The sequence below is a fragment of the Mycobacterium sp. NGS68 genome, assembly GCF_059812195.1.
Map to the genome: position 1 here is coordinate 113,336 of NZ_JCALCE010000016.1, position 22,028 is coordinate 135,363.

At 64.1% G+C, this 22,028-nt stretch carries 15 protein-coding genes, 1 tRNA gene and 3 pseudogenes; 12 read left to right on the top strand and 7 right to left on the bottom strand.

The window, feature by feature from the left end; genetic code table 11:
- Positions 1-108: 108 nt before the first annotated feature.
- A complete protein-coding gene (locus tag AC5Y5V_RS18645) occupies positions 109-1,743 on the bottom strand; it encodes a fatty acyl-AMP ligase (protein WP_499938260.1) in 1,635 nt (544 codons plus the stop codon).
- Between the two features lie 1,419 nt (positions 1,744-3,162).
- Here AC5Y5V_RS18645 and AC5Y5V_RS18650 point away from each other — a divergent pair.
- The gene (locus AC5Y5V_RS18650; protein WP_499938262.1) at positions 3,163-3,645 is read left to right on the top strand and encodes a hypothetical protein; all 483 of its coding nucleotides are present in this window, start codon (positions 3,163-3,165) and stop codon (positions 3,643-3,645) included.
- A gap of 60 nt (positions 3,646-3,705) precedes the next feature.
- Positions 3,706-4,134, top strand: a pseudogene (locus AC5Y5V_RS18655) (transposase); the annotation flags it as partial.
- 216 nt (positions 4,135-4,350) lie between these two features.
- Here the strand turns inward: AC5Y5V_RS18655 and AC5Y5V_RS18660 are convergent.
- Entirely contained in the window at positions 4,351-4,854 is a 504-nt protein-coding gene (locus tag AC5Y5V_RS18660; protein WP_499938264.1) for a PE family protein, read from the bottom strand.
- A gap of 291 nt (positions 4,855-5,145) precedes the next feature.
- On the opposite strand from AC5Y5V_RS18660, the pseudogene AC5Y5V_RS18665 reads away from it, so the two are divergent.
- Positions 5,146-5,399 (top strand): annotated as a pseudogene (locus tag AC5Y5V_RS18665) (integrase core domain-containing protein); the annotation flags it as partial.
- Positions 5,400-5,417: 18 nt separating this feature from the next.
- Here AC5Y5V_RS18665 and AC5Y5V_RS18670 read toward each other — a convergent pair.
- Complete coding sequence (locus AC5Y5V_RS18670; RefSeq protein ID WP_499938266.1) at positions 5,418-6,062, bottom strand: TetR/AcrR family transcriptional regulator; 645 nt, start codon at positions 6,060-6,062, stop codon at positions 5,418-5,420.
- Between the two features lie 184 nt (positions 6,063-6,246).
- Here AC5Y5V_RS18670 and AC5Y5V_RS18675 point away from each other — a divergent pair, with 184 nt between their 5' ends.
- From AC5Y5V_RS18675 to AC5Y5V_RS18685, 3 genes are all read left to right on the top strand, one after another.
- Complete coding sequence (locus tag AC5Y5V_RS18675; RefSeq protein WP_499938268.1) at positions 6,247-7,857, top strand: CocE/NonD family hydrolase; 1,611 nt, start codon at positions 6,247-6,249, stop codon at positions 7,855-7,857.
- An 881-nt stretch (positions 7,858-8,738) separates the two neighbouring features.
- Positions 8,739-9,572: a hypothetical protein gene (locus tag AC5Y5V_RS18680; RefSeq protein ID WP_499938270.1), complete on the top strand. Its 834-nt coding sequence runs from the start codon at positions 8,739-8,741 to the stop codon at positions 9,570-9,572.
- Entirely contained in the window at positions 9,569-10,243 is a 675-nt protein-coding gene (locus tag AC5Y5V_RS18685; protein ID WP_499938272.1) for a hypothetical protein, read from the top strand. Before AC5Y5V_RS18680 ends, AC5Y5V_RS18685 begins: the two co-directional genes overlap by 4 nt.
- Positions 10,244-11,105: 862 nt before the next feature.
- Here AC5Y5V_RS18685 and AC5Y5V_RS18690 read toward each other — a convergent pair.
- Positions 11,106-12,872, bottom strand: coding sequence for a GNAT family N-acetyltransferase (locus AC5Y5V_RS18690; protein WP_499938274.1), 1,767 nt, complete (start codon positions 12,870-12,872; stop codon positions 11,106-11,108).
- A gap of 90 nt (positions 12,873-12,962) precedes the next feature.
- On the opposite strand from AC5Y5V_RS18690, the gene AC5Y5V_RS18695 reads away from it, so the two are divergent.
- From AC5Y5V_RS18695 to AC5Y5V_RS18705, 3 genes are all read left to right on the top strand, one after another.
- Positions 12,963-13,742, top strand: coding sequence for an alpha/beta fold hydrolase (locus AC5Y5V_RS18695; RefSeq protein WP_499938276.1), 780 nt, complete (start codon positions 12,963-12,965; stop codon positions 13,740-13,742).
- A gap of 1,119 nt (positions 13,743-14,861) precedes the next feature.
- The gene (locus AC5Y5V_RS18700; protein WP_499938279.1) at positions 14,862-15,389 is read left to right on the top strand and encodes a hypothetical protein; all 528 of its coding nucleotides are present in this window, start codon (positions 14,862-14,864) and stop codon (positions 15,387-15,389) included.
- A gap of 175 nt (positions 15,390-15,564) precedes the next feature.
- The gene (locus AC5Y5V_RS18705) at positions 15,565-16,242 is read left to right on the top strand and encodes a DUF8548 family protein (RefSeq protein WP_499938283.1); all 678 of its coding nucleotides are present in this window, start codon (positions 15,565-15,567) and stop codon (positions 16,240-16,242) included.
- Between the two features lie 69 nt (positions 16,243-16,311).
- On the opposite strand, the gene AC5Y5V_RS18710 is transcribed toward AC5Y5V_RS18705, so the two are convergent.
- On the bottom strand, positions 16,312-16,491 hold the full coding sequence (locus AC5Y5V_RS18710; protein WP_499938285.1) for a hypothetical protein: 180 nt from the start codon (positions 16,489-16,491) through the stop codon (positions 16,312-16,314).
- Positions 16,492-16,681: 190 nt separating this feature from the next.
- Positions 16,682-19,144, bottom strand: coding sequence for an AAA family ATPase (locus AC5Y5V_RS18715; protein WP_499938288.1), 2,463 nt, complete (start codon positions 19,142-19,144; stop codon positions 16,682-16,684).
- 148 nt (positions 19,145-19,292) lie between these two features.
- Between AC5Y5V_RS18715 and AC5Y5V_RS18720 the strand changes: the two genes are divergently transcribed.
- Both AC5Y5V_RS18720 and AC5Y5V_RS18725 read left to right on the top strand, forming a co-directional pair.
- A complete protein-coding gene (locus AC5Y5V_RS18720) occupies positions 19,293-20,315 on the top strand; it encodes a restriction endonuclease (protein WP_499938290.1) in 1,023 nt (340 codons plus the stop codon).
- Positions 20,316-20,438: 123 nt separating this feature from the next.
- Positions 20,439-20,516 (top strand): annotated as a pseudogene (locus tag AC5Y5V_RS18725) (DUF5131 family protein); the annotation flags it as partial.
- Positions 20,517-20,863: 347 nt separating this feature from the next.
- Here the strand turns inward: AC5Y5V_RS18725 and AC5Y5V_RS18730 are convergent.
- A tRNA-Pro gene (locus tag AC5Y5V_RS18730) sits at positions 20,864-20,937 on the bottom strand.
- Positions 20,938-21,706: 769 nt separating this feature from the next.
- On the opposite strand from AC5Y5V_RS18730, the gene AC5Y5V_RS18735 reads away from it, so the two are divergent.
- Positions 21,707-22,024, top strand: a complete 318-nt coding sequence (locus AC5Y5V_RS18735) for a hypothetical protein (RefSeq protein ID WP_499938292.1) — start codon at positions 21,707-21,709, stop codon at positions 22,022-22,024.
- Positions 22,025-22,028: the final 4 nt, after the last annotated feature.

The following is a 22,028-nucleotide window of genomic DNA, read 5'->3' on the forward strand; positions in this document are numbered from 1 at the left end:
GGCTGACACAGCCAGGCGAGCTGCGAGCAGGCGACCGAGTTGCTCGGCTACCGGGTCCGGACCCCGCTCAAAACCAGGTACGCCCGGTAGTCAGTTGCCGCAGGAAGCCTAACCAACGAGGGTGACGGAGTTAGACCGGCGCAGCTTGCCCGACGCCGTCTTCGGGATGGTTCCCGGACCCAGAACCACGACGTTGCGTGGCCGCATCTCGACCTCGGCGAGCACTTCGTGCGCCACCTGGTGCTCGATACGGCGCACCTCGTCGGGGTCTTCGAAGGCATTCGACTCGACCGCCACGGCGAAGGTCTCGCGCGAAAGTCCGGCATCGAGTCGCACGGCCACTGCACAACCCGGGCGCACACCTTCCACCCGGCCCGCCGCCCGCTCGATGTCAGTTGGGTAGATGTTCCGCCCGGCCATGATGATGACGTCCTTGACGCGGCCACACACGATGACGTGACCGTTCTCCATCCGATAACCGAGGTCACCGGTGGCGTACCAGCCGTGCCGATCCTGCGCCGCGATGAATCCGCCCATCGTGAGATAGCCGGAAGTGACCGAATCGCCACGCAACTCGATCACCCCGACCCCCCGGGCGGCCAGGATATTGCCGTCGTCGCCAACGATGCGAGCCTCGATGCCCTGCAACAGCGGCCCCAGCGAGGCCAGCCGGCGAGTGTTGCCCTTGGTGGCCCGCACCGCACGGCCCAGCGCCGCCAGCAGGTCGGCGTCCACCCGATCGACCACCAGACCAGCGCCGCACTTTGAGAACGCCACTGCGAGCGTCACCTCGGCCATCCCGTAGGCCGCCAACATCGCCTGGGGCCTGAGCCCAAACGGGGCACCGGCATCACACAAGTCCTCGACGTCGGCCGGCTCGACGGGCTCGGCACCCGACAGTGCGATGCGCAATGTGGACAGGTCGAACTGGCCGGGCTTGGCCTGCTTGCGCAGCCGCTTGGCGAACAGCGCGTAGGCGAAGTTGGGGGCCGCCGTCATCGTCCCCTGGTACCTGTCGATCAGCTTGGCCCACAGCAGCGTGTCCCGCATGAAGTCCGCCGGGGTGACCTTGACCAACTCGCCGCCGAAGTACATCGGAAAGGTTAAGAAGCCGATCATGCCCATGTCGTGGAACAGCGGGAGCCAGCTGATCATCACGTCGGTGTCGACGTTGAACTCGGCACTGATGGACATCGCCTCGAGATTGGCGAATAAGTTGCGATGGGTGATCTGAACAGCTTTGGGAGATCCGGTAGAACCGGAGGTCAACTGCATCAGCGCCAAATCGTCCTCGCCGGTCTCGATGGGGTCGATCGGCTCGTATGCGAGCAGCTGCTCGACGGTCAGCACCTTGATACCGCGCTCCTCCAGCACCGGTATGGCTGCCTGAAACGGGTCCGAGACTATGACCGCCTTGGCCTCGATCATGTCGACGACGGTCGTGGTGTCCTCGGCCCAGATTGCCAGGTCGGTACGCGGGGTGGGCTGATGCAGCATGGTCAGGCTGGCGCCCCGCATCCACAGCCCCTGCGCGGTCGGCGGGATCTCGACCGGCGCGCCCGCCAACACCCCCACCGCGTCGCCATGGCCTACCCCGGCAGCTGCCAGCCCACCAGCTATCCGGCGCGCCCGCTCGTGAACCTCGCGCCACGTGTGGCGAACCGGGGTCTGTGGCTCACCGGTCACCATGCCCTTGGTGCTCGTATAGGCGTTGTGGAACATCTTCGCGGCAAATCTGCTCACAGCCAGCTCCTCGGTTCCCGACCCTTTCCCAAAGGTCCGGGATCATATGCTCCGCCCGCCGGGCACCACGACGTGGCAGGCGCGCCCACGCAGGTAAGCGCGGTTAGGTCCCAAATCAGCGACGAGGCAGGCAAACCTGCGTTTGATTGCACGATCAGCAAAATCCGGTCCACGTACAACACCGGTGGGCCCTCGTAGACCGCCCATCGGAGCATTTAGCGGATGAGGAAATTACCTGTGTTTACTTTGCGCTGCTCGTAACCGGGTTTACCTTAGACGGAACTGCCCCGGAATGTGCGGAGACGACATATCCTGGATAAAAATAGAGTCGCTGCGAAAAGCGGCCGCCGGATCGGAAATCGCGGCGACCCCGTCATCGTCGTCAATGCACTAGACGACGAGGCTCATCTTTTTACGAGCACTACCACTTCGTTCTCGTCCGCAACCGCGAACGTCGCCTGGTCGTGAAGGTGGCTACAGCGGCGAAGGCCCTCGGTTGACGCCCCCGTACACCGCTGAGGTCGATCGCTCTCGATCCCCGTAGCGACGCTGTGCCGCAATGGCTTTCACGTCTGACCGACGACCGAAACTCAATGGCCAGGCTTACTAGGTCACGGAACACTGGACTAAGGACGTGACCTCGCTGGACGACGTGCTGGACTGCTTATCCCTAATCGTTCCATTCACGGCGATCTGGAAGACGCAGGCTGGCCTTTCGTACTTGCGGTTATGGACAGCATCTGCGAGGCGTTATTGACCGTGAATATAAGGGACCACGGGGCGGACTGATCGGTCAATGTCGTCGACTGGCCCATCGTTGCGTCGTCGTACAACACCGAGGAGGCCGTCCGAGGTCACCGGTGTATATCTGACGGTATCGCCGACAGCGGCCCCGGCATCGGGCAAGGTTAACAAGGAAGCTCAGCTGCGAGCGCGGCGATTACAGCAAATTTTGATTTCATCGGCTGATCCTTGGGGGCGGGTGCTGCTTAGATATTCGCGCTGTCGGCACACGAACCACCCAACCGCGCTTGACTAGCGGAACAATTGCGCCGCGGAAGCATAGCCGTTGGTTGAACGACCGTCGAGTCATCGCCGCAGCTCAGAGCCTACGTTCCTGCGTCGGGTCGCACGGTGTTAGCTTTAACCATTGACTCTGATTTGGCCCCCGGTCCGCGTCTGCGCCAGGTGGCGTTGGTTGCCCGCGACTGCGACAAGGTCGCGGTTGCCCTGCAGGAGATGTTTGGCTGGCCGGACCCATTCCATGATCCAGGGGTCGGCGAGTTTGGGCTAGTCAATGCCGTTTTTGCGGTGGGCGACACCTTCGTGGAAGTTGTCTCTCCCGTAAGGCGCGATGCTACCGCGGCCCGTTACTTGGCTCGCCGTGGATCAGACAGCGGCTACATGGCCATATTCCAGATGCCGTCGCTTAGTGAGGCCCGCCAGCGGGTGGCCGATCTGGGCGTTCGCGTGGTCTGGAAGCTTGACCTCGACGACATCGCCGGCACCCACCTGCACCCCAAGGACACCCCTGGGGCGATCGTGTCCCTGGACTGGGCGTCGCCCAGTAGCTCATGGCGCTGGGCGGGACCGGCATGGACCCGAACCGCGCCCGATCACCCCGCCGGCGGCATCGCCGGCATCACGGTCGAGGTGGAGAAACCGGCGGCGGCGGCTCAGCGGTGGGCCCAGATTCTGGGGCTCCACGCGGAGACGGACGACGGGCTAGCTGTGGTCCGCCTAGAGTCGGCCGGCCAAGCCTTGCGGTTCGTCTCGGCGGCCGACGGCCGAGCCGAAGGCATTACCGAGGTTTGGTTGACCCCAGACCTGGCGGGCTTGCCCGACGGTGACGGGCCGGTCGCTGAGATTGGCGGTGTGCGTTTCGTGGTGGGTGCGCCGTGAGCTGGAGCAATAATCAGAACCTGTGGACGACCCTCGGCGAGGTGTCGTGAAAGTGGGCGCGACGGCGCACTCGGGTTCTGGAAGGCGGTCCGGGAGGTGTTCCGGGCCACCCGCGAGCAACGTTGCTGGATCCACAAGCAGGGCAACGTTTTTTCCCGCGCTGCCGAAGTCGGCACATCCAGCTGCGTTGGCGGCGATCAAGGAGATCTACAGGTCGCCATCAAGGCCTTCGAGATCGACTACGGCGACAAGTATCCCAAGGCGGTCGCCAAGATCATCGATGACGCCGACGTGCTGTTGGACTTCTACAAGTATCCGGCCGAGCACTGGATCCACCTGAGAACGACGAATCCGATCGAGTCGACGTTGGCGACCTTGCGGTTACGGACCAAGGTGACCAAGGGCCCCGGATCCCGAGCGGCGGGAATTGCCATGGCCTACAAGCTGATCGACGCCCCGAATCGCCTGGTTGTCGGAGGTGGCTGGTAGAACTAAAAGCCCTGAACCACGGCGAGTGGTGTGAGCCGCAGCAGGACGGCCAGGACGCCAGGGAGCCTGTTGTGACAACGTGTGACTGCCAGGAGGGCATTCCTCGCGAATCAATCAAGCCCCCAGCCAGTGGCACACCACGAACATATCGAAAGTAATTTTGCTTCGTTCAAATCGAGAGCTTATCGGCGACGGGAGATTTCTCGGTCCTTGCTATCAGGGCAATAATGAAAGGAGCCAGTTAATAGCGCTTTGCATATATCCAAGGGCTATCCCGATCGGAACCAACACCAGGAAAAACCCAAAAAACCCCCCAACTAGAGCAAGAATTAATGCGATGCTTGCTACAAGATTTACGATTGGTCCTATGATAGGGATCTGCACCGCATCGCCTAATATCGAATTCAGATTACTCCAGAATTTCTGCAAAAAGCCGGCGAGCATGTCTTCAATGCTGGTGTACGTGGCCGCGCTTGCTTTCAAGTTCTGAACAAACTGCTCGTGGAAAGCCGTCGCCTTGGTGGCGAGCGCTTGATAGCCCTGGGCACGTTCGGAGAACAGGTGCGCGATCCCCACCGACACCTCGTCAGCGGCTGCCGGCGTCAAAGCAATAGTCGACTGGGCCGCTACCGCGTGAGCCTCGCTGAGGTCCGAGCGGATAATGGCCAAATCCGTAGCCGCCGATGTCATCATGTCCGGCGCTGCGATCACATAAGACACCTCGCACCCTCCTAATGGCGGCTATCAGTGTTGGCGTTCCTTTTAGGCCGGTATGCAGTACTGGACTACTGCCTTTTCCGCGGCTCTACGTTGGTGCTCAATAAGTACGGCGAAAGCGCCTCTGAGAGCCATGGCCTGACCCCGTTTGGCTGAGCCACGGTGGGTGAGAGTCTTGGGGCCCGCGTTGTGGGCAGGAAGGCTTCACAAGATCGTGGCGCAAGGAAGCGGGACAGTCCCGAGCAGATTGTGCGCAAGCTGGTGGCAGCCGATCGGCTGCTGGCCGAAGGGTCAGGTCAGCTCGGTCTTCTGTTCATTCCACCCGGCGAGCCGTGGCGCAACGACTACGTCGAATCGTTCAACTCCCGGATCCGCGATGATGCTTGAACCTTCACAGCTCCTGGTCTCTGGACCGGGCCAGGGTGGTAATCAGCGATTGGAAACACGACTACAACTATCACCGTCGGCACTCGTCGCTGGGTTATCAGCCCCCAGCCCGCTACGCCGCACGCTGCACTCACCGTGAAGCGGACCCACGCGATGGATGAATGTTCGCGCTGAGCGACCTAGCTTGGCGCGAGCAGCGCGTTAACGAGGGTCTGTTTCATCCAGTGGCGGAATTGGTCGAGGTCGTAGTCGAGGCGGCCGACGAGCAGTTCGTAGCTCTCAGGACTGGCGATGGTCCATGCGGTGTCGATCGCGGCCGTGCGTGTGAGTCCGTCCCGCAGTCGCGTTGTTGGGATGTCGGTGAGAATTCTGGTGAAGGTTCGGTGGCGGAGCAATTGGAGTTCGTTCCAGTCGGCAGCGATTTCCGGGTCCACAGCAGCGGCGTCGCGATAAAGACGCCATCCCGTTGCGGCGCGGCCCGCTATCTCGGCGACCATATCCGCCAGTTCGGCCAATCGTTCCTGCGGCGCTAGGCCACCGAATCGGTCGGCGGCATCCTCGGGTGAGCCTGCCCCGCCGGCGAGGACGTGCTCCATGTAGCCCCGCAGCAATTGCCTCTTGCTCCCCCACGCGAGGTAGAGCGTCTGCAGCGATACCCCAGCTGCCGCGGCAAGTCGGTTGACCGTTGTCCCCGCGTACCCGTGTCGAGCGAACTCGGTTGCCGCCGCCTCCAGCAGGCGGCTTCGGGTATCACGACGCAACGCATCGCCGACTTTTTTCTGACGGCTGCGGTAATCGCCTCCTGCAGACCGGTCAGCGTTCATAGACATAGAGTAACCTATGTTTTAGAGTGTCGCTATGATGCACTAGAGCATGGCTCCAATCCGTGGACGAAGGTAGCGAATCGTGACGAAAACATTAGACAAGCCATGGAAGCGGCGCGGGCGCGCCGCATACGCGCGGGGTCGAAGGGCAGCATTTCTGCGCCCCCCGGTCACGGTGCGCCCGATGCCGGCAGATGTGGAGAAGCAGCATGATGTGCCGGTGCGCATGCGCGACGGTGTCACGTTGCGGCTCAATCTGTTCCGGCCCGCCGGCGCCAGCGATCCGTTGCCTGTGCTGTTGTCCGCGCACCCGTACGGCAAGGATGCGATGCCAACACGAAAACACGGCCGATGGTCAATAAACCCGCAGTTCCGGATCATGAACCAGCCGGCACCCTTGGAGATCTCAGACCAAACCAGCTGGGAAGCGCCCGACCCGGCCTGGTGGGCCCAGCAGGGTTATGCAGTCATCAACCTCGACACACGGGGCGGGGGTCACTCCGAAGGCCGCGGAGACCTGTTCTCCGACCAGGAAGCCGACGACATCTCCCAAGTGATCGCATGGGCCGCCGAGCAGCCGTGGTCGAACGGCCGAGTCGGGATGCTCGGGGTGTCGTACCTAGCGCTATCGCAGTACAAGGTCGCCGCCCTCAACCCCTCGGCCTTGAAGGCGATTTGCCCGTGGGAAGGATTCACCGACGCCTACCGAGATTTCTGCACCCCCGGTGGTGTGGTCGAGAACGGCTTCGCCCGAGTCTGGCTGTTCGTCAGCGCTCGGATCGCACGGTTGAATCCAAACTTCGCGGCCGAGCGTCGCAGACACCCGCTCCGGGACGCGTGGTGGGACGCCATCACACCCGACCTGTCGAAAATCACCGTCCCGATCCTGGAGTGCGCCAGCTTCTCCGACGCCAACCTCCACAGCGTGGGATCGATGCGGGCATTCCAGCAGGTCGCCTCCAAGCACCGCCACGCCTACACCCACCGCGGACCCAAATGGGCAACCTTTTACAGCGAAGAGGCCTGCACCTACCAACGGCAGTTCTTCGACCGGCACCTCCGCGACAAGGATGTTGCGGAACTCCCCCGCATCCGCTTGGAAGTCCGGGATCGCCGTGATCACATCGTCGAGGTGCGCGACGAACAGGAATGGCCGATCCGCCGCACCGAATGGCGACGACTCTACCTGGCCGCCGACGGCGTGCTCAGCGAAACCGAACCACCAGCCGGCAGAGTCACATTCAAGCTGAAGCGCTGTGCGGCGGCGTTTGACTACCACTTCCACCAAGACACCGAACTCAGCGGTCCAATGACGCTGCGGCTCCACATTGCAACCACAGGAGCCAAAGACCCGCGGTTGTTCGTCGGGACCGAGAAGTGGTCGCAGGGTGAACCCGTTCCCTTTGAGGGCTCCTACGGATACGGGCGCGACCACCTCGCGCAAGGCCGTCTGCGCCTCGCCTTGCGCGAACTAGACCCACTACGCAGCACACCCCATCAGCCTGAACACACCTTCCGGACACTGCAACCGGTCCACGACGCCGAGAAGATGGAAGTCGTGATCCCGTTAAGCTCGTCCGCAACGCTATTCCGGGCGGGCGACGCCCTGCGACTCATGATCGCCGGCCGCTACCTGCAACCACGCAACCCGTTCTTTGGTCATTTCCCCACTCACTACCAACCAAGCAGATCGGGCAAAGCCACCATCACCTGGACACCGGACCAACCGTCTACTCTCGAAATCCCGGTCATACCAACGATAGTGGCCGCTCCCTCTGAGTCCGCGCGAGGCTAGACCTGCTCCTACGCCCGTTCGAGTACGCCGCATCAAGGAAAACGGCGACTGGATTGCGCCGAGATGACTACCTGTTCTCCAGGGCAAGCTGGACAAGATCGGCGCGGCTCGGGTCCACCATCGCATCGCGAGTCGCTCGGCTCCGATGAGCCGATAGGACGGGACTGAGTCCGACAGCCCCTCGCTGGGCCTGCCGAGCCAGAATTTGATCGCCCATGATTCTCCAGGTCTGAGAACGCCTCGCGCGTTCTCTCCGCGGAGGGCGAGCAAGGTTTTTGCAAGCTAAGCTAAACATTGAAAATAGTTCTATGACTCCCGCTAGCCCTGGACCAATTTTTGGGGTCCGGCCAGCCACGCTCAGCCTCCGACGCGACTATCCGCGCCGGCCCGATGGGCAGCCGCATTTTCGCATTGCAGCCTGCGTTCGCCGTCTCAACCGGTTGGACGTGGGTAAGTTCCGGGCGGGTGAAGTACGCCCAATGGCCTTGCCGAACAACGCCAGCAAACATGCAACGCAAACAAAGGCGCCACCGCAGCCGATAATCGCGCCCCATCTTCGCGTGGTCCCCGATCGCTTCAGCAAACCAATGTAAGCCGTACCGCACGTCGCGAAGGAGAGCGCGAACTTGCCGCCGAATGAACCCGCGCGTCGACCGTCCACCGCAAATTCCACCACAGGGAGCTCACCGAAGGACTTGGGGAGGTTCGACCGGAGTCAGTGTGGACGGCGTGAGATCCAACGGGTCTCGCCGATAGAGCCGCACCTCAGTGCTGGAGTTTGCGCACACACTCCCGGCTGCCGGTGATGCTCAGTAAAGTGCGCGATGGAGCAACTCTCAGGCGTGCGAGGTCGAGGCAGGAGCGGAACGGATGGGGACGCTGTGACCGAAGGCAAGGATTTACTGAAAGACGAAGACCGCAACGCGATTGAAGATGCGATCATAAACTCTAGGTCCGCCTGGACCGAGTTCCTCAACGACAATAGCTACGAGCCTGATCGCTTCCTGGCCATGAAGTATGTGCCATCCAAGTGGGCGCAGGGCTACCTACGTTCGCCCAACAGCGGCTTCTTCATCGGGAATAAAGACTTTACGTGGGGCAAGGCCGTCTACGTGACCGGTGTTTCGGAGCCGCTTTCCACCGCGATCTACGGCCGTGTCGGGATCGTCTCATGGTTTGAACCCGACCAGGAATGGAGGGTGTTCGACGCTCGTGATCCGAAGAAGGCGCGCCTATACCTGAATTGGTTGAACGCACAACCGGTTTACCCAGACGCGGTTCTCACGGTGCACACCGACCATTGGTTGCACGGCCTCCGGAACGACTTCCGGGAGCAGTTCGCGATCGACGTGGTCCTGTGCTATCCGGACGAATTCGACTCACGCAACTGGTATACGAACCCGAAGGATACGTGGCTGTGCGTCAGTGATTGGGTTATGGGGCCGGCGCAGGCCCCCAGGCAGCGCCGACTGGCGGATTTCAGCTACTCCGAGCGATTCCCCGAGGTAAGGCTCACCGTTATTCCCGAAGAGGAATTCGTAATCCCCGCCGAAGATCCGAAGCATCCTGTTCGCCCGCCTGTCCCGCCGCTAACGCGTGTTCCGCAACTTGCCATCAGTGGAGCAGGCCCGCTAGCGCAGCACCCGCAGGCCTACTGGCATCAGAAGATTGCTCAGGCGTACCAGAATCACGAGATCGTGCGAGTGCCGTCATGAGCCTAATTTCACTTGCTGCACCACGAATTCGCCTCGCCGTGGCTGATGAAGGTTATGAGCAGGAGCTGTGCGATGCCGTCCGTGAGGGCGACGAAGCATTCCGCACACTTGTGTATTCCCCAGTTAACCCACAGGAGCTCGCGGCACTGACATCGACCGAATGGCAGTGGTACGCGGATTGGCGGCAAGCGCTCGGCGGTCAGCTCGATCCTGTCGTACTGGCCCATCTCACGGCTGCCACATCAACACGATTCACGCGATACGCAGTCCATAAGCTTGTGTTGCGCGATCCGGAAACAAATCAACGTGCGCGCGAGTTCGGGGAGCCTCCTCCAAACGGCCCCGGCGCGATCGGGCTGAATTGGCTAGACGGGCAGGCGCAAGGCAGACGAGTGATTGAATCGGTCCTGCGCGCCATCGAGCGGGGAGAGAGCATCGGAGATGATGAAATGCCCGAGCTAAGGCGCAACGAAGCGCTTGAGCTGATGCGCGACGCGCTGCAATGCGCGACCGAAGCCTCGTGGTTCCTACTGAGGCGATTGACGTCGCTCGAAGACATTTTTGGCGCAGGTGATTCGGTGAGAAAAGAGCTCGGAGCCTTCGTGCGAGCGCATAACATCGAGCCGGGACTTTGGGAGCGCTGGGGGCGCGTTGAACTCCCCGACCGCTAGTGAAGATGCCTTTGCAGATGCATCACGCGAAAGCGAACATCATCACGTACTTCGGCCCGGCGTCTCGCTCAATGCTTGGGAATCGCGCCAATCCGAACTTATCAAGGAGAGGGACGACGTTTCGTCGGAACTCTTAACCACTCAAGCTGAGCGCAAGAATCTAGACGTCACCGAAAGTGCGAAGACCTCGAAGCTCCATCGTCGGGACGGCTCCTTTACCCAGCTGCGCAGAGGCTGATCCCAGCTCGCAAACAGCGGGACAGGTTTCCCTGACGGCGAGTTCGTAGTGCCAGGTCAAGGCATATTTCTCTAAGTCGGGCTGACAAGAATTGAACCTGCGACCACTTGACCCCCAGTCGGCTCTGAGGGGTGTTCGGCCGTATCAATTGATGTCTGAATCGCCGTTGGAACTGGGCGAACTGTCGCGTGCCATCCCAGCCCTTCTCGGCGCGTTTCGCGGGGGTTGTGACAACGTGTGACAATCAGAATGTCTATGGTCGGTCATTGCTATCGACCGACGGGGCCGACAGGCAGTCTTTATGGCGGTGGAGCGGTCGGCGGCGACGAAATGCTCCCCGAGCGAACAGACGCAACTATTCATATGCTCGGCTCGGTGCCAGCGGACCTTGTCGGCGGCGACGAAATACTCCCCGAGCGCTGCGTGGTTGCGGCTATCGGTGGTTTCCGAGTGATAGCCGCGGAGAATCCCGCGCCTGGGTTGAACCGAGTTTGTGCCTTGTCGCCACACGGGGTCCCTTTTAGTCGCGGGTAAGTCCCCTGGGGTGGTGGGGACCAAAGTGTCGACGGCATGTGAAATCTGAACCCGGAGCGGCAAGGGGTCAGTTTTGAGCCGCCGCCGACATCAGATGGTGCATTTCAGCCCGACGTGGGCGGCGTGGTACCCGAGCCGGCTATAGAACGCCCGAGCCCTTTCGCGAGCCCCGTCTGTAGTTACCTGAGCCAACTGTGCCCCGTGAGCTCGGCCGTAGTTGTGTGCCCACTCGACGAGCGCAGTACCTAGACCCTGCGAACGTTCGGCTTTGGCGACCCGTAATCCCTCGATCTGGAGCCGGGTGACGCCGCCGCGGGACAGCCCGGGAATGATGGTCAATTGAACAGTCGCGACGACCATATCGGAACCGTTGAGGACGACTCCGAGATAGTTGGATCGGTTGCGAACAACGATGTCGTAGGCCGCCTCGTAGCGTTCGAGTTCGGCGCTTTCGCGATCCTGACCGAATTCGTCGTCGGAGAGCAGCTCGGCGATCACCCCCACGTGGTCGCGCGTCGCGCGCTGTACGCGGAATGTGCGGCCCGCTATCCGCAACAGTCCACGAACCGAGGACCGCGCCAGTGCCTGTAGGCGCGCCACCAACAGGTCCAGCCACCCCCCCACGTTGGTTCGTGCCTCCGCGGTATCCGGGTAGCGGCATCGCAGATGTAGCCCGGACTCATCCTGGATGAACCAGAGCATGACGCCGTCGGTGTGGATGCTCGCGCTCACATACTGGGCGTCGAGTCCGACCGAGTTGATGCGCACCGGAAGTCTGCGTTGGTCCAGCCAGGAAATGGCGAACATGCCGGGCGCGATGGGCATTCCACCCCACGGAGCCAGTACGTCGGCCAGTGGCCAGGAACCAAGCTGCACGGCTTCTTTGACGGCCGCGGCCGCGGCGTGCGGCTCGGCGACCGACGACTCCAGGACCGAATTGGTGATGAACCAGCCCACCGAGTCGTGCCATTTGTCTTCAAACCGGCTGTGCACGGGGAAAACGGCGCGCAGCGGCGCCCCGGCCAACTCGCGAGTCACCGCAGTCATGGCGGCCACCGCGAGTGCCAGAGTCGAGACACCGTCATTGCGTGCCTGCGCGGCGAACGCGGCGCCGTCATCGACATCGAACACGTCGCGCACTTCAACGCGTTCCGGATGCGGCCCGGACTCACCCAACGGCAGCGGAAACCGTGGCATCACCCCACCGCTGTCGCTGAGGATTTGTGCCCATCGCGCGCGCACGCGGTCCGGTGCCGCGGGACGGTCCAACAGTGCTTGCGTGTGCATGACAAATGCCGGCGGAGGTTGCAGCGACGACCTACGTCCGATCCGCGCGTCGGCGAGCATCGACAACAGGTCACGGGCAATCACCAGCATCGACCACATGTCCACGTGCGCGTGGTCGGCGGCGATCACCACCGTCAATCCAGCGGCAGTCTCCAACACACACAACCGATGTGAGGGCCGCTGATAGGGCGAGCACGTCGCATTGAGAACTAGTCGCAGTGCGTCGTTGACCGCCTGGCCCGGAGCGATCTCATGCTCCACCCACTTGCCTGGGTAAATATCGATCTCATGCAACTGCGGATCGCCGTCCGCCCCGGGTGTGAATGCCGTTCGTAGGGTGCCGTGGTGGGCGATCACTGCCAGCCACGCATCGGCCAACGATTGGCGGCTGACCCCCGCCGGCAACCGAATGGACAGAGCCATCCAGGAGCCGGGTCGTGCGCCCGCCCCAACGTGTATGCGCTGGTCAAAAGACACCGGCAAGTGCCGGCCGAGGTCGGACACCGCCACGTCGTAGCCCCAGAGTCGTCCGAAGGGTAGCCGCAGGTGCGCCACGTTGGTCAGCCGCATGGCGGTACCCTAACGCCCCAGATAGCCTGAATGCTCGGTCAGGGAGGTCGGCTCCGGGACGAGTCGTCCGGTCATGAAAAGAGTTGCGTGATGTCCACTTTCGTGGTCCCGGGAGCAGAGCTTGCGGTTGAACTGAGCGACGAAGGCGGCCACCCGGTGGTTCAACTGCACGGACTTACCTCCAGCCGCGTGCGCGACCGAGTGCTCAATCTCGACCTCGGCAGGGGGCTCAGCGGGACCCGATTGCTGCGGTACGACGCACGCGGCCACGGCAAGTCGACCGGGCGCAAAGTACCCGAAGATTATCGGTGGGAACGCCTTGCCGAGGATCTTCTACGACTGCTCGACAGATGGTTTCCCGGCGAACGGGTGCACGGAGTCGGCCCATCCATGGGTGCCGGCACGCTGCTGCACGCTGCTGCACGCGAGCCCGACCGTTTCGTCGGTCTCACGCTGATGGTGCCGGCCACTGCGTGGCAAACCCGGCCGGCGCAGGCGCTTAATTACCGGGTTGCGGCCGAAATTATCGAAACCCAGGGAGTCGGGGCATTCATCGCCTTGGCGCGTGAGGCGACTCCGCCGCCAGCCACGGTTGGCGCGCCCGAAACAGTTCCCGATGTCGCCGATGCGTTGCTGCCATCACTGTTTCGCGGTGCGGCTCTCAGCGACCTTCCCGCTCGTGAAGCCCTTGCACGAATCGATGTGCCGACGACGATTCTGGCCTGGATCGACGACCTGGCGCATCCGCTGTCGACCGCGGAATCACTTGCCGCAGTATTGCCGCAGTCAACGCTCAGCGTGGCGCACAGCCCGGCCGACGTCGAGACCTGGCCCCAGATACTGAGCCAAGACGTCGCTCGCAGAGGATGACTGACACCGCGGGGTGGTCGAGTCAGGAACCTCTTGCCACAGCTGCGCCATCATCCCCCACCTTGCAGGGTCTCACGATCCACTGCATCCACCAGCACCTTGACCACGGCATCTACGGGCAAGTGCGCCCGCCGAATGCCCGGAATCCGGATGTGATGCGAAAAACCAACGCTGCGGTACGAGAGATCATTTCTGCAGCTCATGTCCTATTTCTCCCTGTCGGGCTGACAGGATTTGAACCTGCGACCACTTGACCCCCAGGAGCGGGTTGCACCATCGCCGCAGGTCGCGGGTCCGCACTCCGATGGCGCGACCTGGTCTTTCGCTGCCGTTGTCGCACCGCGCGATGCGGCTTACGTGTCACCGATGTGTCATATCGGGATCCGGTGACACGCGCGGCTACCTGCGGGAACGAGATGGTGACACTGCCGGTTTTGTCACCGACTCCCCGCAGGGGAACGCTGAGCTGTTCGCGTCCGCGCGCGGACGTGGCGTGACTGCTCCGAGACGACGTGCCCTCGGACTGTGACGAGATGGTGGCCGCGCGGATTCGCTCCACTACGTCGACCGTTAGATCCGGCAGCTCGGCGGCGGCGGTCACTGCGGGAAGGATCATGCGGCGGAAGCTATGCGGCTCGCCCGCCGCGGTGGGGTGCAGGGCGCGTCCACACAGACCCGGCGTCTACCTGCGACCCGTGCGGGAATGCCCTATTTCTCACCCTTTTTCACCAGGTCACCAACCCGTTGAGTGCGGGAATGCAAATTCTCGTCGGTCACCGCACAGAAACCGGATGCGACTGTGCTCGGTTGGCGGACAAGCAGATTCGACCTGGGTAAACGTCGCGGGTGGGGTTCGGCAGCAGGGGTGGGACGAATTTCTCGTCGGTCACCCGAGTTGGGTTTCGGCGCGGCGGTGAGCTGGGGTTTCGGTCGCGCCGCAGGAGCTCGGGCCGAAGCGTCGGCGGAATCCTGCGGGCCATGAACAAGTACGAGAACGATCCCGCGTACGACGACGAGAACATCCGCGACGAAGGCGAGCAGTGGGACGACGAGGAGCGCGATCGAAAGTGACCGGCCCGTTCTGATCGACGACTGCGCCCGTACCGCTACGGTCCCCTCATGACCTCTGCCGAGACCGCGCGCATGACCACCTCGGAACTCGCCGGCCAGCTCGACGCCGCAGTCGAACAGGTAACTCGTACGGGCCAGCAGATCGTCATCGTGCGTGACGGGAAGCCGGTGGCTGCGCTAGTCGCGTTAGAGGACACCGCGCCCTACCGGTACGAGGTCCTCACCTTGCTCCGCAGCGCCGACTGCCACTACGGCAACGCACTTCGTGACGAGGAGGCCGGCCTCTCCATCGCGGAGGCCGCCGCCAAACGCGACGAGGTGAAGCTCGACAGGATCGGGGACCTGCGCCACGCCGTACACCAGGTCGCCGACGCCGAACCATCCTGCACCAAGGCCGAGGCCGGCCACGAGGACGGTGTCCTACGGTCGCTGCTGCACTTCGAGTCCGAGATGTCGCCGGAGCTGCGCCAGCACGTGTTCACACGCATCGCGGCGGTGCAGTCGGAGTTCGGGCTGCGGGAGACGACGCAGCCGCTGCGCTGCGTGACTCGCGGTGCTCAGGCTCGGCGTCGGTAGGCCCGCAGCGGGCAGGTGCACCACCGCGCTGGCCGACGCGGGCCTGCCGGCCAGCAAGGTGCGCGTCCCCCTCCCCGCGTCGGGGCGGCAGACGGAGTTCACGGTCGCGTTCGGTCGGGCGCTCGCGGGCGAATAGCTGCCCGCGCTGTCACCCCGCCGTGCGACGATCGCGCTCGTGCCCCGTACCGACACCCAGCTCCGCGCCCTCGTCGCCGCCAGCGAGCAGTTCCGCGGCTCGGAAGCTCCGAAGGGCTACCGGGACGGTCTCGCCCTCTGCGTGATCGACAGCGTGCAGTCTACCGGCGTCACATACAGCAGCGTGGGGAACGTGCTCGACCGCTACCGGGTCTACCGCCTGGAACAGGGGGGAGATCCGGCCACCGACGGAGCTGCGCAGCTGCTGGTCACCTTCGACGAGTGCGGTGGCCCGGACGGCTGGGCGGCGCGGATCGGCACCCGCAACCGGACGTCCACCCGCGGCGGGATCCTGAAGTCGGAGGCGATCCGGGACGTGGCCACGGTCCTCGCCGCCGAGGGGATCGACACTGCGCCTGTCCTTCGCCAAGCCGCCACCGATGATTCCCGGCTGGAACATGCCCGGAATGCGTGGTGCGCGGTGAAGGGGCAGCGCTCCGGGATCACGTGGCGGTATGTGTTGATGCTCGCGGGCGTCCCGGGGGTGAAGCCCGATCGGATGATCTGCCGCTTCGTGGCCGACGCGTTGGGCGCGCCGCGCCGCAGCGTCGGCCCAGCGTTCGCCGCGGAGATCGTGACCGCCGCTGCACCGGAGCTCGACATGTCGGCCACGGCCCTCGACCACGCGATCTGGCGGTTTCAGAGGGGGCGGCGGTAGGCGTCCCGGCTTACTCCGCGGGGAGGATGCCCAGCGCGTCCTATCTGCCCTTCCATGCGGCGATCCGCGCTACGGGGATGGCGTGGTGGGTACGTCAAGACACTCCCGCTGCAGCGCCGCGCACTGCGCACGCACCTCCGCAACTGTCGGCGACAACTGGTAGGCGTGGTGGTGGCAGAAGCCGGTCAGCTGGTGCCACGCGTCGATGAGCGCGGGTCCGGCCGGGGTGGTGTCGAGCGACTTGAGCACGGCCAGTTCGCTCTCACGGTTCCGACGACAACCTGGACACCGGTCAGCGCCGCACAGCGGGCGTCGATGAGGTCCTCCACAGCCTGCCGCGCGAGGAACGCCGCCAGCCGCGCCGAGTTGCCCAACGCCGTTCGGTCCGGGGAGTCGAGGAGTTTGTCGGCACGTGCAAGCAGCGCCTCAGCGTCGGCGGTCACTGGCCCGCCACGATGTCGCGGACGGTGTTGCGGAGGTCCCGGATGGCTCCGCGGTCCAGCTTGGCGCCACGATGGGTACCCGACGCGGAAATCGCCAGCGTCGGGAACCTGTGCGTCCGATACGACTTCCAGCCGGACACGTCTCCGTCCGCGGCCCCGGTAACGGTGAGCGCCACCCTCCGTTGGGTGGTCTTCGCCTGCTCCCACGCGGTGTCGGTCTCGTGGTAGGGGACGCCGGCCTGCGCGCGTTCGCTGAAGTACCTCTGGTGGGCGGCGGCTTCGATTGCCATCCGGAACAGGCCTGGTGCCGCCTTCCGTTTGATCAGGTCGTCGATGTCGTCGTCGAGGATTAGGGCCTCGGCGTCGGCGACGTACCGGTCTGCGGGTAGGTCGTTCGCCTTCACCACGACCAGCGACCCCTGCTCCCGGGTGACGTCGAGCAGCTGGGCCGGCACCGATCGTGCGCGGATCGCAGCCGGCAACCGGTCGTCGTGCGAAAACACGATCACCTGCCGCGTCTTACCGAGCTCGACGAGCACGTCGAGGAACCCCGCGATCTTGGCGGGGTCCATGGCCTGGATCGGGTCGTCGAGCACCAAGAAGCGGAACGGGCTCGCGGGCGTGGTGGCCCGCGGGATGAACATCGCAAGCGCCAGTGCGTGCAGCTCGCCCTGGCTCATCACCGTCAGCGCGCCGGTCGACACCCCGTCCACAGCGCCGTCGACCACGACGTGGCGGCGGTTGGCCACTCCCTCGAGGCTGATGCTGCCGATGTCGACGTTGCTCTCGTGCCGCATCCGCTCCCAGAACTCGCCGGTCTGTTCCACCATCGGTGCCAGACGCCGCTCCCGCAACGTGTCGGCGGCCTCGCGCAAGCACTTCAACGCTCGCTTGACCTCATCGAGGCTCGCGTCGTCTTTGCGGGCCGCGGTCTCCAGCTCGACCCAGGAGACGATCGCACCAGCGATGGGCGCCCACGCGTCTTCCAGACTGTCCGCGCGCTCCCCAGCTTCCTTCCGCAGCGCCGCGGCCGCCTCGTCGAGCTCCATGGCGGCCAGCTCGACGTGGCCGGGTCGGTCGGCCAGGGCGGGCGGCGCAGTGCGCGCGCTCTTCAGCGTTGCGGCGAACGGTGCCAGCGCGGCCAGGTCAACTCCCTCGACCGCGACCACATCGGCGACCTCTCCGAAGAAGTCGTCGGCAGCCGACCGGGCCTTCTTCAGTCGCAAGGCCAGGGCCTGATGCTCTGCAGTGCTCGCTTCGGCCATCCTCAGCCGTTCCTCGGCCGCGGTGCGCCAGGCGCCGTCGAGGGTCCCGGTCTCGCATACCGGGCAGGCCCCATCGCCGGCGTCGGCATGCAGGTGCAGCGCGTCGCGTAGCAGACCCGCCCGTGCGGTCAGGGCCTTCACCGCGGAGTCGTCACCGGCCGCGTGCGCATCGATGGCCGCGCGCAGCTCCTCGGCGGCCTCGGTGGCCTTGGCCAGCTGCGGGACTTCGAGCGCCGCGATCCTCCGCAACTTCGCGATGGTGGCGGCCTGGTCGGTCGCCGTGCCCAACGTCGTCGCCTCGATCGCTTCAAGGTCGTAGGGCGCGCGCGCGGTGAGCTTCTTCACCTGTTCCGCGCGAGTGTCGGTGGCCTCGCTCAGGGAGTTGCGCAGGCGGGTCCGGGCCTCGTTCGCCGACTTGCGCGCCCCACCGAGCTGCTTCTCGGCGTCCTTGAGTCGGCCCTCGGCCGCGGCGACGTCGTCGAGCCCGAGCAGCGTGTCGAGCGCGTCGTACAACGCGGCCTGCCCTTCCTCGAAGACCCCGCCGAGCTCGTCGTACGACATGAGCGGCCGGTGAGTCTTGAGCGCCCGATCCCAGCCGAGTGCTGCAACGGTCTCCCGCTTCTGCCCCTTGACCTGTGACCAGCGTTCGGCCGCGCTCAGTTTGCAGTCCGGCGGCCAATCCACACCGATAGTTGCGACGGTCCCGGTGCGGTCGTCGTCGGGTTCCATCGCGAAGTCGATCTTGATGAATGCCGGTTCTCCGGCGTGCAGGTTCCGCCACGACGCCTGCCAGTGCTGACCCTTCTTGGCTTCCCACCGGTAGCTGGTGCCGGTGAGCGCAAACTCCAGCGCCTCGGCGAAGCTGGACTTGCCGGAGCCGTTGCGGCCGCTGATCACGGTGATCCCGCGGTAGGGGTTCACCTCCAAGGTGGTGCGCCCGCCGATGCCGCGGAACCCCGACACTGTGATGGATCGGAGGAACGCACGTAGCGGGGCGGGAGCGTCGATCGTCTCGACTTTCGGCCGCTCCGGTACCGGTGCATCCCCGCCGAGTTGATCGGCGAACTCGCCGTCGCCCCGCATCGCCGCCGCGACGAGGTACACGGTCTCCTCGGCCACCGACTCGTTTTCGGCCAGTAGCTCCCAGACCTCCGCCTGGACCGAACCGCCGAGCCCCGCACCGTCCACTGTCACGTCCCCCTCACAACCGGATGTGCACGCAGCTTCGCACACAGGTATGACGCGTCAGGCGGGAATTGTCGGGCGTGCAAATCGGCAGGCCGGGCATCCGGATCTCATACCGGGAGAAGCCCTTCGCCCGACACACGGCAGAATCCCCCAGGTGGCAGTGTTCGGGGTGCACAACGATGCGCTAAGCACGGAACTCATCGACGGCGGCTTCATCAGCATCGGCTGGGACCCCATAGGTGACCTACGCCAAGTCGGGCTGGCACGGGAGCAGCTGAAGGCAGCGCTTGCCTTGGCCTTCCCCGACGACAAACCAAGGGCGATCGCCGGGTGGGCGGGCATACTGCTGAGATTCGCTGGAGACATCAGCGAAGGCGACGTCATCGTGGCGCCGTACCGCCCCGACAGCACGATCAACATCGGCATCGTGACCGGACCCTACGAATTTCACGCCGAGGCACCAACCCACCGGCACCGTCGACCGGTTCGGTGGGAGAAGCTGGGGATCTCTCGAACGGAGTTCTCCCAGGCCGCCCTGTACGAGATCGGGTCGCTGCTGACGGTGTTCCGGGTCCGTAAACATGCCGACGAGTTCCTCGCGCAGATCGGCATTCGCGCGCCGGCGCAGCCCATCAGCGGGCCGTCTGTAGGCGAGCCCGAGACCGAAGTGGAACTCGCGGCGGCCGACGAGCCGCGGGCGGGCCGCATCGAGCGGCACACCCGTGACTTCGTCCTCGAGCGCCTGGAATCTGCGCTGTCACACCAGGAGTTCGAAGAGTTCACCGCCGACCTGCTGCGTGCGATGGGATACGAGGCCCGGGTGACTGCGTACTCCCAGGACGGCGGTGTCGACGTGCTCGCGCACCGCGATCCACTCGGTGTTGAGCCGCCGCTGATCAAAGTGCAGTGCAAACACATGACCAGCACGATCGGCGCACCCGAGGTCCAGCAGCTGATCGGCACGCAGTCGCAGAACGAGCTCAGCTTGTTCGTCACTCTCGGCTCGTACTCCCGAGAGGCGATTGCCATCGAACGGAACCGCCAGGGACTTCGCTTGATCAACGGCGAAGCGCTGGTGGACCTCGTGCTGCGGAACTACGACCGGCTTCCGCCCCGGTGGCGTTCGATCGTGCCGCTACGGCAGGTGCTGGTCGTCGACGACTCCGCTGGTATCTGATCCGCGGGGCAGAACAGGAACAAAACACTCCCGACACACCGGCCCCAAACATCTCATTCGACTCGTCGGTACCACACCATAGAGTGGCGGCCGAAGCAGGAAACCGCAGGTGAGGAGAGTCCGATGGCGGATCGTTCGGCGATCGAGTGGACAGAGGCCACCTGGAACCCTGTGACCGGCTGCGACCGTGTGTCCGCCGGTGTCACATCCGGGCCTGCCGACCACTTGATTTTGAGCCAAGAGCGGTGAGTGTCATCGCCAACCGGTTGGAGGAGCTGCCGCGAGCCCCATCCAGCAAGGCATCGAACGCATCGTGCCACGCGCACGCCCCACGGCAGGGTGGCAGTGTTTCTGCAGCTGGTCGTGCGTTAGTCACCCACCGGACCAGACACATCGCGGGGCCGGAAACCCGCAGAATCCGCAAATTCAAGGCGAGAAATGCCTGCTGGAAACGGCCCCGCCGAGCGTGAAAAAAATTCTTGAGTGTCACGGACGTGTCATAGCCGTTTTTACGAGACAATAAAACGCCTGTGACCAGGCGATATGTGTCGGGCTGACAGGATTTGAACCTGCGACCACTTGACCCCCAGTCAAGTGCGCTACCAAACTGCGCCACAGCCCGCAGCCGCCGAAACCAACCGGCAGCAGGTCGACAGCCTACCGCAGGCCGGCCGCCGCCCGTTTCACGGCCCACGGGCATGGCGCACCCTCAGCGGCGAGAAGGACACGCTTCTCCCAGTCGGGCAGCGGCGCCTGCGATCGCAGCGTCAACAAGCGCACGTCGGAAAGGCACCGTGGTGGAAGGTCGGCGCACGCTCACGGTCGTTCGCGATGCCCAGAAGAGGCCACAGCATCTGCGGCTATCGGTCGTTGCCCTAACACATGAAAGGAAAGCCGCACCAAGGCTTTTGCAGGGCCTCCGGTGGCGGCGCATCAGGCCCCTCCCAGACACCGGGGGCGACGTTTCCGTGACCCCAGTAGACGCCCCACCACGTGTGGCAGCGAGTCTTGTCCCAATCGACTGACGAGGGACATCCGCGGCCGGTCTGGGGACGAAGTCCCTTCGTTTCATCGCCGGGACAGCACGTGTATGGACCGGACGCGCCGGGCGGCACTGGATCGTCTTTCAGACCGCTTATCGCCGGACCGGAGCTGGTTTCAGCGTGTGCGGTGCCCAGCGTGAGCGCCATCCCGATGATCGCGACGCCCCACAGTAGTGCCCCGGCAACGGTCTACTTGGGCGTATCCACAGCGACCTCCCTCCGACGTTGCTGCAGCAAGATAACGCTGAGCGTTTGCGAGATTCTTGCGTTCGGTGCCCGTAGGGGGCGGAGCTACACGAGCCTGCGCCGGACGAGCCAACTCGCTGCCTGCTGTTTCCTGACCCATATTTGGCCGAGAAGCTGGGGTCGCTTGCGATCCGCAAACAGCTGGAACTACAGCGGTCACGCTTGCGGCCGACCCAAATCCTTGACGTGCACAGCGAGGCGATCGTCGCCTCGGCGTCGAATGGGCAGGTCAAAACCACACCGGCAATCTTCCAGCCCGACAGCGTCACGAGCGGTGCCGGAAGCACGCATGACTTCCCCGCGTTTGCCATCCTCGTCGTGCGTGTCCCGGGGGTGCAGCCACTGACCATCGAATGCCTCGATTCGGTTCGGTTCCCGACCAAGATTCGCCTGGCGAAGCAACGCGCACTGGACGAATGAACTT